Source organism: Paraperlucidibaca baekdonensis (genome assembly GCF_003387535.1).
GTDB lineage: Bacteria > Pseudomonadota > Gammaproteobacteria > Pseudomonadales > Moraxellaceae > Perlucidibaca > Perlucidibaca baekdonensis.
This window is the reverse complement of the sequence record NZ_QUNR01000001.1, coordinates 448,390-461,649: the sequence shown is the minus strand read 5'-3', so window position 1 is coordinate 461,649 and position 13,260 is coordinate 448,390. Positions and strand designations below refer to the sequence as shown.

Here is a 13,260-nt window from a genome sequence, read left to right as displayed (position 1 = left end):
CGCACGGCTTGCGCGGCTGTGGCGAAAATGACCAAATGTTCATCTAGCGGCAAGCTGCTAGGCAGGTGGCGATGGGCATAGTGCAGGCTCAATTTTCTCAGATGCTCACGCTATGCCTCCATCCTTGCACTCACGGCCTTACGACTTACTCGCGTGGTTTGGGCTTGGCCTACTCTCCATTGCGCTCTCGCGCTACACCAACCTCGACTTAATCAGCTCGTCATGGTTTTTCGATGCCAACACGGGCGAGTTCCCGCTCAGAGACAGTTTTTTGTTTGCCCGCGTTTTTCACGATGGCACGCATAAATTATCCACCGTCTTGTGGTTAGGCTGCTGGATCATGGCTTGGCGCAGCCGCCACACCGAATCATTTTTTGGCTGGCTGTTTGTCATCATCAGCGCGCTCATTGCCGTCTCGATCAATGGCTATTTCAAGCATCAATCGCTGCATAGCTGCCCGTGGTCGCTCAGCGAGTTTGGTGGCACGGCTGATTATTTCCGCGCGTTTAGCACACTGCCCGCCACCCCAGGTCCGGGTCGCTGCCTGCCCAGTGGTCATGCCGGCGTTGGCTTTGGGTGGATCGCCATGATCTATGCCTGCACAAAATGGTGGCCTCAGCATGTGCGCAAAACCGTGATCATTGTGCTGGCCTTTTCGCTGTTTTGTGGTGGCATTCAGGTGGCCAGAGGCGCGCACTTCATCACCCACGTGTTATGGACGGCGGTGATCTGCGGCACCAGCGTGAGCGTCTGCTTTCATCTATATCAATACCGACATGAGCTTGGCGAGCTCATGGTGACGGTCGGCCATCGCCTCCAAGTGCAGGCCTACAAATGAGCCACTTTACGCGCCTGCTGACACTCAGCCAACGCAACCTAGTCATCGCCGCATGGCTGGTACTCACCTGCAATGCAGCATTTTTCCATCGCCTTCTTGAGCTCACACCCTACGATGGCTGGCGCGCTGGCGTATTTTTAGGCGCTACGGCTCTGATGCTGATTGCCTATTTCGCGAGCTTTTTGCAACTCGTGACCTGGGGCCCTTTGGCCCGACTCGTGCAGTCATTACTCCTGCTCGCTAGCGCCTTGACCACCTACTTTATGGCCACATATGGCGTTGGCATCGACGCTGGCCAAATCCAAAACATGATGGAGACCGATGCTCACGAAGTCTTCGACTTACTCAGCTGGCAAATGCTCGCCTGCGTTTTGTTCATCGCTGGTGTGCCCATGCTGATGCTGTGGCGCGTGCCAGCGGCGCCAGCCTCATGGCGCGCCACTCTGCGCAGCAAAGCCATTGCCATCGCGCTCGGCCTAGCCTCTATATTGGCCTTGGCAGGATGGCATTACGCCGACTATGCCTCGACGTTTCGCGAGCACCGCGAACTGCGCTACCTCATGGTGCCGCACAACTATTTAGCCGGCATTAAACGCTATTACAGCAAAATGGCTGCACCACCGAATATGCCGCTGCTGCGCTACGGCGAAGACGCCACATGGATAAGCGCCGGCACAACAAAGCCCACGCTCTTTGTCTTTGTCTTGGGCGAGACCGCACGCGCTGAAAGCTTTGGCCTCAATGGCTATGCGCGCAATACCACACCCGAGCTGGCCATGCGTGGCGTCATCAATTTCCCGCAGATGAGCTCTTGCGGCACCGCGACTGCCGTGTCCGTACCCTGCCTTTTCTCCGGAATGACCCGTGCAGACTACGACCCCAAGCTCGCCAGCCATCGCGAAGGCCTGCTCGATATACTGCAACGCGCCGGCTACGCGACCACCTGGATAGACAATAACTCCGGTTGCAAAGGTGCCTGCGATCGCGTGCATAACGTGCCGGTATTGGCGGAGAAAAAGACACAATGGTGCCGCGATGGCGAATGTCAAGACGACCTGCTCGCCGACACCTTTGATGACTATATTGCGCGTGCTCACGTCAACGATCGCGTCGTGGTTTTGCACCAACAGGGCAGTCATGGCCCCGCGTATTTCCGCCGCTACCCGGATGCCTTTAAGCGCTACACACCGACTTGCGACAGCAACGCCCTGCAAAGCTGTACGCAGCAAGAAGTCATCAACACGTATGACAACACCATCGCTTATACCGACCATATACTGGGCCGCGTCATCGACACCCTAAAGGCGCAAGCCGATCGCTATAACACGGTGATGGTCTATGTCTCAGATCATGGTGAATCGACGGGTGAACATGGTCTGTATTTGCATGGCGCCCCATATCTATTTGCGCCCAGTCAGCAAACCCATGTGCCAATGGTGATGTGGATATCGCCGGCTTTTGCGCAGCAAGGCTCGCCGGTCAGCTGCTTGCGAGAGCAGGCTCAACAGCCGCAATCGCACGACACGATTTTCCACAGCTTTTTAGGGCTGCTCGATGTTAAAACCTCGACTTATAAGGCAGCGCTGGACTGGAGTGCCGCTTGTCGGAAGCGCTAAGGCAGCGGCCATCGGCGCCTGTCCGGCCAATGACAAGCGCCTAATACCTGTGGCATGGTGCGACCATCTTTCAAGAGGTCGCACCCATGACAAGCCCAATCTGTGTCACCGGCGGTTCTGGCTACATTGCCAGCTGGATCATTCAGTATTTATTGGCCGATGGTCACACCGTGCACGCCACGGTGCGCGATCCCAGCAAAGCCAAAAGCGTGGCACATTTAGAGGCCATTGCCGCACGTGAAAAAGGCACGCTGAAATTATTTAAGGCCGATTTGCTCGATATCGGCAGCTTCGACGCCGCCATGGCTGGCTGCGAGGTGGTCATGCACACCGCCTCGCCCTTCGTGCTCGAAGGTTTTAGCGATGCCCATGAAGCGCTGGTACGTCCCGCGGTGGAAGGCACGCGCAATGTCCTCGATGCTGTGAACCGCACCGAGTCGGTCAAGCGCGTGGTGCTGACCAGCAGCGTGGCATCGGTGTTTGGCGACAATGTTGACTTGCAACAAGTGCCCGGCGGCGTGCTTACCGAAGCCAACTGGAACACCACCAGCAGCGTCGATCACAACCCCTACCAATACTCAAAAGTCGCCGCCGAACGCGAAGCCTGGGACATGCACGCCGTGCAAAATCGCTGGGACTTAGTCACCATCAATCCCGGCATGGTCTATGGTCCTTCGCTGACCACCGGCAGCCAATCGGCGAGCATCGACACCCTCATTTCCATGGGCGATGGCCGCCTGCGCACTGGTGTGCCTGACTTAAGCTATGGCGTGGTTGATGTGCGTGATGTCGCGAAAGCGCATATCTTGGCAGCCTTCAAATCCGACGCCGAAGGTCGACATCTGCTGGTCGCGAAAACCCTGACCATGATTGAGATTGCAAAAACATTGCGTGCTCATTTCGGCAAGGCATATCCGTTCCCGAAAGCCGTGGTGCCCAAGGCGCTGGTGTGGACATTTGGCCCCATGATGGGCCCAGTCACGCGCACCTTCATCAGCAAAAATGTCGGTCACCCGTTAGCCTTTGATAACCAGCGCAGCCTGGCGTTAGGCGTGGAGTACACCCCCGTTGAGCAAACCTTTATTGAGCATTTCCAGCAAGTGCTTGATGACGGCCAGCTGAAAAAGCGCGCCTGAAATACCGAGCGCTCACAGCGCGTGGCAATTACGCTCGCTGACACGGAAAGGCCTGCATCTCGCAGGCCTTTTTTATGCATGACTATTACGTTGGTGGATCAACCCGTGAGCTAATCACCTCACCTTCTAATGTGCGACCACTGGCGGGTTGTTTCGGTCGGCGATTGGTATAGGTCGGCTCATCTTCCGGCGTCGATGACGCACGCGTGTAGCGCTCTTGCTGCGCGGCGCGCTGGCCTCGTGCCCATCGGAAAGCTTGGCGCACCTCGGGCTTGCGCCAGGCCATCAGGCCCGCTGCGCCTATGCCCATGAGCGCGGCGATAGCCATCACCACGCCCGGCAAGAACACCAGCACCGCCACCCAAACCGGCCATCCCCAAACTTGCACCGCGCCAAAGCAGCCCAAAATGGTCGCCGCCAATGGCAAATACAGCGACCCCAGCACCGCCACAATACCCGCCATCAGCGGCCCCCAATGCAGCTCGCCGACCAGCCATGCACTCAGTGCGGCGACCCGCAAAATCAGCAAAACAAGGGCAATGGGGTGTAGCGAAACGCTGCGCATGGGGCGCTCCCGATAGCAATGAGGGCTCTAGTCTACCGCATTGCCCGCCTCACGACGTTGCAAGTGCACCGGCTTCAGGTTTTCAATTTCGTAGCGATTATTGGGGTAAGTCCGGTTAATTGGACTCTGCACGGTTTGCGGATAGGCGCCGATGGCCCAGACCTTGCGCAAATTACCCAGCAGCTTGAGGTTTATTTTCGTCACCGTGGCAAACGCCGCTGATGGCCGCTGGCGACGCACCGCCGCCACGAAACGATCATCGTCCATCAGGCTATAGACCGATGGACTGACTAAGCCACGCAAAGGTTTTGGCAGCCAATTTTCCATGATGCGCACGGTCGCCGCCGCCACGCGCTCGCTGGCGTCATTGGGCGTCATCTGCTCGGCGCAATAGTCATCGACCCAGACATCGAAATCGGCTTTATTGGCCGGCAAATCCGTCAAGCCCATGCGCTCGCCAATACCTATCCAGAAGTGAAACCAAGCCTGCTGCTCGTGCACAGTCATGGCGCGGCGCGCGTACTTGGCCATCCAGTCGATGGGAAAGGCGATAAAGGTCCACAGCACAAAGCGAAAGTCAGCTTGCGGAATGCGATAATTGCCGTGGGTTTTATTCATGCGCGCTAATGCCCGTGCGCCCTCGCCGTGCTCCCAGCCGGTGTCCATAAAGTGTGCAATGAGCAAGCGCGTGTCGTCGTAGCGCTTCTGGCCGTGCTGCTCGAACTCGCCGGTTTTATCGAGCAATGTCGCCACCGACTCACTGCCATAAGTGTAAAAAAGGGCTACCTCCAATGACCGCGTGATATCCCACGAAAACTCGTAGGCGGTGAGCAAATGCGCAATGCGTTGGCAGTCGTTTTGCGCATCAAGGCTGGCAATCTCAGCGGCCACCGCCGGGTTATTCATAAAGCCAAAACGCTTGGTATAGGTCTTCATGGTGCACAGCCCTCGAGCAGATTATCGCAACGCTGACGCGCGCCATTGCGCAGGGGAAAGTCGCGCGCCGAATGCGAATAAAAGCTTAAGCGCTCATTGAACCGCGTGCTTTGCAGGCGTGCGTCGGCGTCATCAAAGCCGGGCTCGCCAGCGACTTTCAGCCAACGATCTAACCACGCTAGGCTGAAAAACTCGGCCATCGGTCGGCCCCATCCGCCCACGCAGCGGTTGTCGACCACCTCAGGACACCACGAGGTAGTTGGAAACAACGGAATTTGCGACCACTCATAATGCGTGGAGCCGCGAATGGTGAACTCGTAGACCGGCACGCCCGCGGCTTGCCAAGCGCGCAATGGCGCGAGCTTTTCGTCGGGGTCAGGCGCTTGCAAATTGGGCATCGGCGTGAGGCCGTATTCGCTATTTTGGCCCATGCTCGGCACGCGAGGCACCACGGCAGGCTGCTCGCCCATGCTCGGGATCACGCCACCAAAACCGCCCGGAGCTTGGCCCGGGGTCGCCAGACCATCCCAGGCCACGGCGACATCGACCGGGTTGGTCGCATCTAGCTTGCCGGGCCATGGCTCCGCACCCATAGCACCGTAAGACTGCACCACACTAACGCCCGTGCCACCGAGCGAGTGCCCGGCAATGCCCAAGCGACTCTGATCTTGCACGGCATGCTGCGGGTTAAATGCCGTCACCGCGGTGGGGTAGCTGGCCTGACAGGTGATGTTGTGCGGGTAGGGCGTATCCGGCGTGGAGCGAAAGAAATCAATGGCATCGACCAAGCCCTCCCAAAATACCGCCGGGTTAATATTGGTGCCCTGACCGAAGGCTGGCGTTTGCATATCGGAGCGGCCTTGGCCACGCGGGTCAAAGGTCATCACCGCGTAACCGCTGCGCACTAGCGCCTGCGCCATCCACCAATACAACGGCTCGGGCGCTTGCACCGAACCGTTTTCGATGACCACGGTGGGCAGTTTCTGACCCTCGCTGCCAAGCGGACGCCAGACGCGGCCCGATAGGCGTGCGCACTCGCGGTCATAGAAATCGACTTTTTCCACCACGGCTTCATCGCGATAAAACGGATCAATATCGGGGTAGCGGAACGGATCGCCGGCGCAGGGTAAGGCATAGGTGGCGCATAGTGGTGTCAGTGGCGTGTTGAGCGACACGCTCATGGATGGGCTAGCAATTAAGCGACTGGGATCACTGAGGCCACGCATCAGGTAATCGACAAAATTGCCGGTGCTTTGCTCGACTAGGCGTTGCATAAAGGTGGGGTTAGTGAGCTGTTCGCGCGGCGCTTCGGTCACGCGCGCAAAATTTTTCGCCTCACAGGCGGTAAATTCGGCCGATGGCGAAGCGTAGCTGCCGCACAGTGGGTCATCGGGCGTGCCACCGCCTAGCGTATCGCCGAGCACGCCACCGACTAGCGGAATGGCGCTGAGCGCCGCCAACGGCGAGCCGGCCTCGGGCATATCGGCGCTGCTATCGCCGATCGCAATGATGGCGCCTTCGTCGTTTGGTGGCTGGCCATCGCCAAAGACAAAAAAGCCGCCGGAGTTCGATGAGCCACCGCAGGCGCTGAGCGCCAAGCATAGCGACAATAACGGAATGGTGTGGCGCATGAGTCAATCGCTCTTATTGTTCTTTGTAATCGAACATAAGTGGTATTTAACCCAGTAGCAATAGTGCGCGCACACGGCCCCAAGCACGCGCCAGAGGCGCGGCTCAGAGCTTGCGGCAGACTTACTCAGCCGCGGGCGTGATCTGCACCATGAGCTGGCGCAAGCCGACCTGCGCACCCTCGCCCACATTGACCAGCTCCACGGTGCCAGCCACCGGCGCTTGCAGACGGAACTCCATCTTCATCGCCTCCAACACCAACAGCAGCTCACCTTTGGCCACGACTTGGCCGGACACCACGGAGACGCTCATGACTTTGCCGTCGATGGGCGCGAGGATGCGGCCATCGCTACCGGCTTCAGCGCCTTGTTCGGCGGCGTAGGTCACGTCTTCATAGCAGGCGGTGCAGACCGGCGTGGCCAACCAAAGCTGGCTGCCATGACGGGCAAAATGCGCCTGCAAACGCCGACCCTCAGCGATATAACTGACCCGCGAGCCATCAATGCTTAGCAAGCGCACGCCGCGCGCGGCCATGTCTTGCTCATCGGCGGTGGTGATGATGTCGGTGCGGTACTCCCGATCGCCGAGGCATTCGACCTCCAGCACCGCGGTGTGTTCGCCACGCGCGAGCTTGATGGTCAGCGCCGACGTATTGGCGCTGTGCCAGCCCAACAGGCTGTCATCGAGGTCATTGGCAGCCCGCAAGGCTTGCGCATCGGTCTCAACCAGCAACGCCGCCGCCAAGGCCTGATGCGCATCGTCGGGCGCTAAGGCGGCTTGGATGCGCTCGGCCGGATACTGCTCGGCAATAAAGCTAGTGGTCACGCCCGGGCCTTGAAACTCAGGCTGCGAGAGCAGCTCAATGAGAAAGTCGCGGTTGCTCGCCACACCGAGCAGCGCGGTATCGCCGAGCATGGCAATGAGCTTTTGAATGGCCTGCAGGCGGGTCTCGCCCCATGCCATGAGCTTGCCTTGCAGCGAGTCATAAAACGGCGAAATCACACCGTCTTCAATCACGCAATGATCGGCGCGCAGGCCATCGCCGGTGGGCGTGTGCCAGCGCAGCACGCGACCGGTTTGCGGCAAAAAGCCGGCGGCGGGATCTTCCGCGCACAGGCGCACTTCAATGGCGTGGCCATGGCGACGCACATCGATTTCGGCCTGTGTCAGCGGCAGCGGATCGCCATTAGCGACCATCAGCTGCCAGGACACCAAGTCCACGCCATAAATCATTTCAGTGACCGGATGCTCAACCTGTAAGCGCGTATTCATCTCAAGAAAATAAAACGCGCCATCGGCCGCGAGCATGAACTCCACCGTGCCGGCGCCGACATAATTGACTGCTTTAGCAGCCGCCACGGCCGCCTCGCCCATGCGCGCACGCAGCTCGTCGCTCACCGCGGGCGAAGGGGCCTCTTCAATGACTTTTTGGTTGCGGCGCTGCACCGAGCAATCGCGCTCGCCCAAATACACCACCGTGCCGTGACGGTCGCCAAACACTTGAATCTCGACATGACGAGCATTGAGCACGGCTTTTTCGATGAGCAGCTGGCCATCGCCAAAGGCATTGGTAGCCTCACTGCGCGCTGACTGAATGGCGGCTTTTAACTCAGCGGCCTCATGCACCAAGCGCATGCCACGACCACCGCCACCGGAGGCGGCTTTGACCATCACCGGCAGGCCGACTTTCACGGCTTCAGCGGCCAAGAAATCATCTTCCTGACCATCGCCTTGATAGCCCGGCACACACGGCACTTTGGCGGCAATCATCAGCTCTTTAGAGGCGCTTTTATTGCCCATGGCTTTAATGGCCGCAGGATCGGGCCCAATAAACACCAAGCCGGCATCTTGCACGGCCTGCGCAAAGTCATGGCGCTCCGACAAAAAGCCATAGCCCGGATGAATCGCGCCAGCGCCCGACGCCTTCGCCGCTTCCAACAATTTCTCAATGGACAAATACGACTCGCCCACCGGCCCGGCACCAATGCGCACGGCGGTATCGGCTTCGCGCACATGCAGCGCGTGGGCGTCGGCATCGCTGTAGACCGCGACGGTTTTGTAGCCCTGCGCACGGCAGCCACGAATGATGCGCGCGGCAATTTCACCGCGGTTGGCGATTAATACGGTGTCAAAACGGCTCATTGCGCCATCTCCTGAGCAATGGATGCGAGCACGGCGGCTTGCGCCTGCGCCACGTCATCGGCAGTAAAGGTGTGAGCCCACGTTGGCGCGCGCTTTTGCAAAAACGCGCCAATGCCCTCGGGCGCCTCAGGGCTGCGCACGCAGGCGGCAAAATGCGCGGCGGCGTTATCGAGCACGGCATCGGGGTCGAGCTGGCCGACACTGAGCAAAATTTCCTTGGTGCGCGCGTTGGCGGCAGGGCCACAACGGAGCACCTGATTGAGCGTGTCGGCGAGCAGCGTGTTGAGCGCGGCCTCATCGGCAAAGACTTCATGCACGAGGCCGTAGCGCAACGCCGCGTCGCCATTAAATTGCGCGCTGGTCAAACACAGTCGGCGCGCTTGCGTGAGGCCAATGCGCTCTACCACAAACGGAGCAATTTGCGCCGGCGGCAAGCCACGCGAGGTCTCCGGCATACCGAACTTGGTGGCCTGATGCGCGAGTGCAATATCAGACACGCAGGCGAGACCAAAACCACCGCCGAGCACGCCGCCCTCCAGCACACTAATCAGCACTTGCGGGATGGCCTCAGCGACACGCAGCATCTCGCCAAAAGCACGATTCATGGTGATGACCGGATCTTTTTCGCCGGCCACCACGGGCTTTTGCGCATCGCCAAAAACGCCTTTCAAATCGGCACCGGCGCAGAAATGCCCGCCATTGCCACGCAGTAACACCACGCGCAAATCGGCACGGGTTTTCACGTGCTCAAACAGCGCAATGAGCTCAGCCAGCATCTCCACGGTGAGCGCATTACGCGCCTCTGGGCGGTTTAAGGTAACGCGCAAAATGCCCGCGGCAGCATCGTGGCTGAGGTGTAAAAATTGGCAAACAGGTAACATAATTTTCTCCTCGGCTTAGAAGCGCGCCACGCCAAAACTATTGCTGCGCAATTCACGGCGCTGCGCTTCGCGGCACACCGACAAGGTCATCGCCAGCACGCGACGGCTATCGCGTGGATCAATGATGCCGTCATCAAATAAGCGTGCCGAGGCGGCAAACGGATGCGAGTCTTCGTCGAATTTATTGATGATTTGCATCTCCAACATTTTCAGAATGCCCTCTTCCTGCTCACCAATTTCCTTGCCCTGCTTGACCCATTTTTCCCGCGTGATGATCGACATCACTTTCGCGGCCTGCTCGCCACCCATCACGGCGGTGCGCGAATTCGGCCAGGCGAAAATAAAATGCGGGCCGAAGCCGCGGCCGCACATGCCGTAGTTGCCGGCACCGAAGCTACCGCCCATCACCAGCGTAATTTGCGGCACCGTGGCGTTGGCCACGGCCTGAATCATTTTCGAGCCATGCTTGACGATGCCGCCTTGCTCGGAGGCCGAGCCGACCATAAAGCCGGTGGTGTTCATCAAATAGACGATGGGAATATTGGCCTGGCAGCAGAGCTGAATAAATTGCCCGGCTTTGGTGGCGCCGGCGGTGGTGATCGGGCCGTTATTGGAGATGATGCCAATGGCGTGGCCATCGAGCGTGGCGCGACCGCAGACCGTTTGTTTGTCGTACTCGCTTTTAAATTCCATAAAGTCGGAGTCATCGACCAAACGGGCAATGACCTCGCGGCAATCAAAGGGCTTGCGATAGTCGCTCGACACCACGCCGCAAAGCTCATCAATGGCGTAGCGTGGCGCCTTCACGGGCAAGCGCGGCACCTCGGGCTTATCGGCATTCCAGTGCAGATTACGCACGATCTCACGCGCCATACGAATGCCATCGGCATCGCTTTCGGCCAAAAATTCGGCGGTGCCGGCTTGCTGGGTGTGCATCTCAGCGCCACCTAAATCTTCATCGATAGCGACCTCACCAGTCGCAGCCAACAGTAGCGGTGGGCCTGCCAAAAACACCTTGGCTTTTTTGCGAATCATCACCACATAGTCCGACAAGCCGGGCATATAGGCGCCACCCGCAGTCGACGAGCCATGCACCACGGTAACTTGCGGAATGCCCGCTGCCGACAAACGCGCTTGGTTAGCAAAGGTTTTGCCGCCCGGAATAAACAGCTCGGCCTGATACATCAAGTTGGCTCCGCCCGACTCAATTAATGACACCACAGGCAACTTTTGTTGCAGCGCAATTTCCTGCAAGCGCAGGGTTTTTTGCACGCCAAACGGCGTCATGGTGCCGCCTTTAATAGCACTATTCGATGCCACGATCAGGCAGCGAATACCCTCCACATAGCCAATGCCAGCGATGGTATTGCCGCCCGCCAGTGAACCGTCTTTGTCGTCGTGCATTTTGTAGCCGCAGAGCGTGGAGAGCTCGAGAAATGGCGAGCCGCGATCGAGCAGCAAATGCACGCGTTCACGCGGCAGCATTTGCCCGCGCTTATGGTATTTCGCTCGGGCTTTTTCCTCGGTGGCAATCACCGAGTTTTCGACATCGCGCAGCGCGTTGATGGCATCGAACATGCCTTCGCGGTTGGCTTTGAAGGTGTCATCTTGCGGGTTAATCCGCGATTCAATCACTGTCATGGGTCATCTCAATACCGTTAATGCGCGACACTAGCCGCGCTGAAAAAGTGCGCGCTCAGCCCTGCACCGGCGCATTCACAGCCGGCAAGCTCGCGGCCATCGCAGCAGGTACCGGCACGGCGTAATCAAGCAGCATTTGCGCAAAACATTTGCCCTGTGGGTCGGTGCGTAAAGAGGCAATGCCGCCGCCACCGAGTGCATAGCGAAGTAAAAAATTCATACTGTGGCTAGCCGGTAAATCCCAGCGCGATACGGTACTGCTCGCCGACAAGGTGTGGGCAAAATACTCAGCCACCGCCTGCTCGCTCAGCGCGGCCCGAATGTACTTGAGGTACTCCGGCTTGCGCGCCATCACGCCAATATTGCCGTGATCACCTTTGTCGCCACTGCGCGCCACGGCCAAGCGAATCAAGGGCACCGTCACGGCATCGGCGTCTGCCGTCCACGAGTCGCCAGCAGCTTGTGGCGTGAGCTGACTGGCGTCATAGGCCACGCCCTCATTGACCACGACGGGTGTGCGCACGCCCTCAAACTCGACACTGATGGCCAAGTCACGCTTCGGCACTTTACAGGTCCACAATTGCACCACGGGCTGTACGCTGGGGCGGCCACCGAAGTAGCCGGTTAAGCCCGGCGCCATGCCCGTGGCGGCCTGCGCCAGCTCTTTTGAAAACAGCACTAAGGCAGCTTTTTCTTTGTGCTTGGCGGCAATTTTCACCACCACTTCGCGAGTCGCCAAGGCGCCTTCACGGGCATTCGGGCCATACATGCTTTCGGCGCCGAGCAGCTCCACGGATGTCTCGGTGAACGGTCCCCAGCCTTTTGCGGCAAACAAGCCTTCACACTTTTTAATGAGCGCGGATGCCACTCGCTGTGCTTTAGCCGGTGCTTCGCGACCACCCATTAAGAAGGTTGAGGTGATGCGATTGCCACGCGGCGTGGTACCAGAGACTTTGTAGGTATCGGGTGGCGCATAACCGGTGGCACCGTCGATCAGCACTGAATCAGGGCCGACTTGGCTTAGGCGCGCGGTGGTGAAATCGCAGCGCACATCAGGCAATAAATACGCGCGTGGGTCGCCAATCTCGTAGAGCATCTGCTCACCGACCGTGCCCAAGGTGACCGCGCCGCCAGTGCCTTCGGGCTTACCGACTAGGAATGAGCCATCTTCACGCACGTCAATGAACGGGAAGCCCATGTTTTCGTAGCCATCGGCAACAGTTTCCCAATCGGTGAAATTACCACCAGTGCACTGCGCGCCACATTCGATGATATGCCCCGCCAAGGAGCCTTGCGCGAGCTTGTCATAGTCGCTGGCAGACCAGCCGAACTCATACATCATGGGGCCGAGCGTGACGGCGCTGTCGACGCCGCGACCAGTAATAACCACATCAGCGCCTTGGCTCAGCGCCTCGGCCACGGCGGGCGCGCCGAGGTAGGCATTCATGCTCACCAACATGCTCGGGAAGGCCGAGCCGGTTTCCATTTCCGTCACACCGGCGTCGCGAAACTCGCCTTGGCGCGCGGTCAGGTCATCGCCCTCGACCACGGCAATGCGCAACTCCACGCCAGCCGTTGTTGCTGCTGCCACCAGCGCATCACGGCAGGCATTCACGTTCATACCGCCGGCATTGCTAATGACTTTGATGCCCTGCGCCTTCACCTGCGTCAGCAGCGGCGCCATGACATCAACAAAATCACGGGCATAGCCCTGCGCCGGATCTTTCATGCGCTGCACGGCCAAAATCGACATGGTGACTTCGGCCAAATAATCAAACACCAAATAATCCAACTGGCCTTTGCTGACCAACTGCTCAGCGGCCGTGGAGGTATCGCCCCAAAACGCCGACGCACAACCAATACGAATAGATTTCAT

10 protein-coding genes are annotated in these 13,260 nt (G+C 58.9%); 3 read left to right on the top strand and 7 right to left on the bottom strand.

Annotated features, from left to right (window positions below; translation table 11 throughout):
* Positions 1 to 112: 112 nt before the first annotated feature.
* The 3 genes from DFR26_RS02215 (at position 113) to DFR26_RS02205 (ending at position 3,590) form a co-directional block, all read left to right on the top strand.
* On the top strand, positions 113 to 838 hold the full coding sequence (locus DFR26_RS02215) for a phosphatase PAP2 family protein (protein WP_116207298.1): 726 nt from the start codon (positions 113 to 115) through the stop codon (positions 836 to 838).
* Positions 835 to 2,454 carry a phosphoethanolamine transferase gene (locus tag DFR26_RS02210; RefSeq protein ID WP_116207297.1) on the top strand — a complete coding sequence of 540 codons (1,620 nt, stop codon included), beginning with the start codon at positions 835 to 837 and terminating at the stop codon, positions 2,452 to 2,454. The genes DFR26_RS02215 and DFR26_RS02210 overlap by 4 nt, the downstream gene beginning before the upstream one ends.
* A gap of 86 nt (positions 2,455 to 2,540) precedes the next feature.
* Positions 2,541 to 3,590 carry an NAD-dependent epimerase/dehydratase family protein gene (locus tag DFR26_RS02205; RefSeq protein ID WP_116207296.1) on the top strand — a complete coding sequence of 350 codons (1,050 nt, stop codon included), beginning with the start codon at positions 2,541 to 2,543 and terminating at the stop codon, positions 3,588 to 3,590.
* A gap of 85 nt (positions 3,591 to 3,675) precedes the next feature.
* Here the strand turns inward: DFR26_RS02205 and DFR26_RS02200 are convergent, their stop codons facing one another.
* The 7 genes from DFR26_RS02200 to DFR26_RS02170 all read right to left on the bottom strand — a co-directional run bounded on the left by DFR26_RS02200 (position 3,676) and on the right by DFR26_RS02170 (position 13,260).
* Positions 3,676 to 4,155 carry a hypothetical protein gene (locus tag DFR26_RS02200; RefSeq protein ID WP_116207295.1) on the bottom strand — a complete coding sequence of 160 codons (480 nt, stop codon included), beginning with the start codon at positions 4,153 to 4,155 and terminating at the stop codon, positions 3,676 to 3,678.
* A 27-nt stretch (positions 4,156 to 4,182) separates the two neighbouring features.
* A complete protein-coding gene (locus tag DFR26_RS02195; RefSeq protein WP_116207294.1) occupies positions 4,183 to 5,091 on the bottom strand; it encodes an oxygenase MpaB family protein in 909 nt (302 codons plus the stop codon).
* The gene (locus DFR26_RS02190) at positions 5,088 to 6,722 is read right to left on the bottom strand and encodes an alpha/beta hydrolase family protein (RefSeq protein WP_116207293.1); all 1,635 of its coding nucleotides are present in this window, start codon (positions 6,720 to 6,722) and stop codon (positions 5,088 to 5,090) included. The genes DFR26_RS02195 and DFR26_RS02190 overlap by 4 nt, the downstream gene beginning before the upstream one ends.
* A 121-nt stretch (positions 6,723 to 6,843) precedes the next feature.
* Entirely contained in the window at positions 6,844 to 8,862 is a 2,019-nt protein-coding gene (locus tag DFR26_RS02185) for an ATP-binding protein (protein ID WP_116207292.1), read from the bottom strand.
* On the bottom strand, positions 8,859 to 9,743 hold the full coding sequence (locus DFR26_RS02180; RefSeq protein ID WP_116207291.1) for an enoyl-CoA hydratase/isomerase family protein: 885 nt from the start codon (positions 9,741 to 9,743) through the stop codon (positions 8,859 to 8,861). Before DFR26_RS02180 ends, DFR26_RS02185 begins: the two co-directional genes overlap by 4 nt.
* A gap of 15 nt (positions 9,744 to 9,758) precedes the next feature.
* Positions 9,759 to 11,384, bottom strand: coding sequence for an acyl-CoA carboxylase subunit beta (locus tag DFR26_RS02175; protein ID WP_116207290.1), 1,626 nt, complete (start codon positions 11,382 to 11,384; stop codon positions 9,759 to 9,761).
* A 55-nt stretch (positions 11,385 to 11,439) separates the two neighbouring features.
* Positions 11,440 to 13,260, bottom strand: coding sequence for an acyclic terpene utilization AtuA family protein (locus DFR26_RS02170; protein ID WP_220375683.1), 1,821 nt, complete (start codon positions 13,258 to 13,260; stop codon positions 11,440 to 11,442).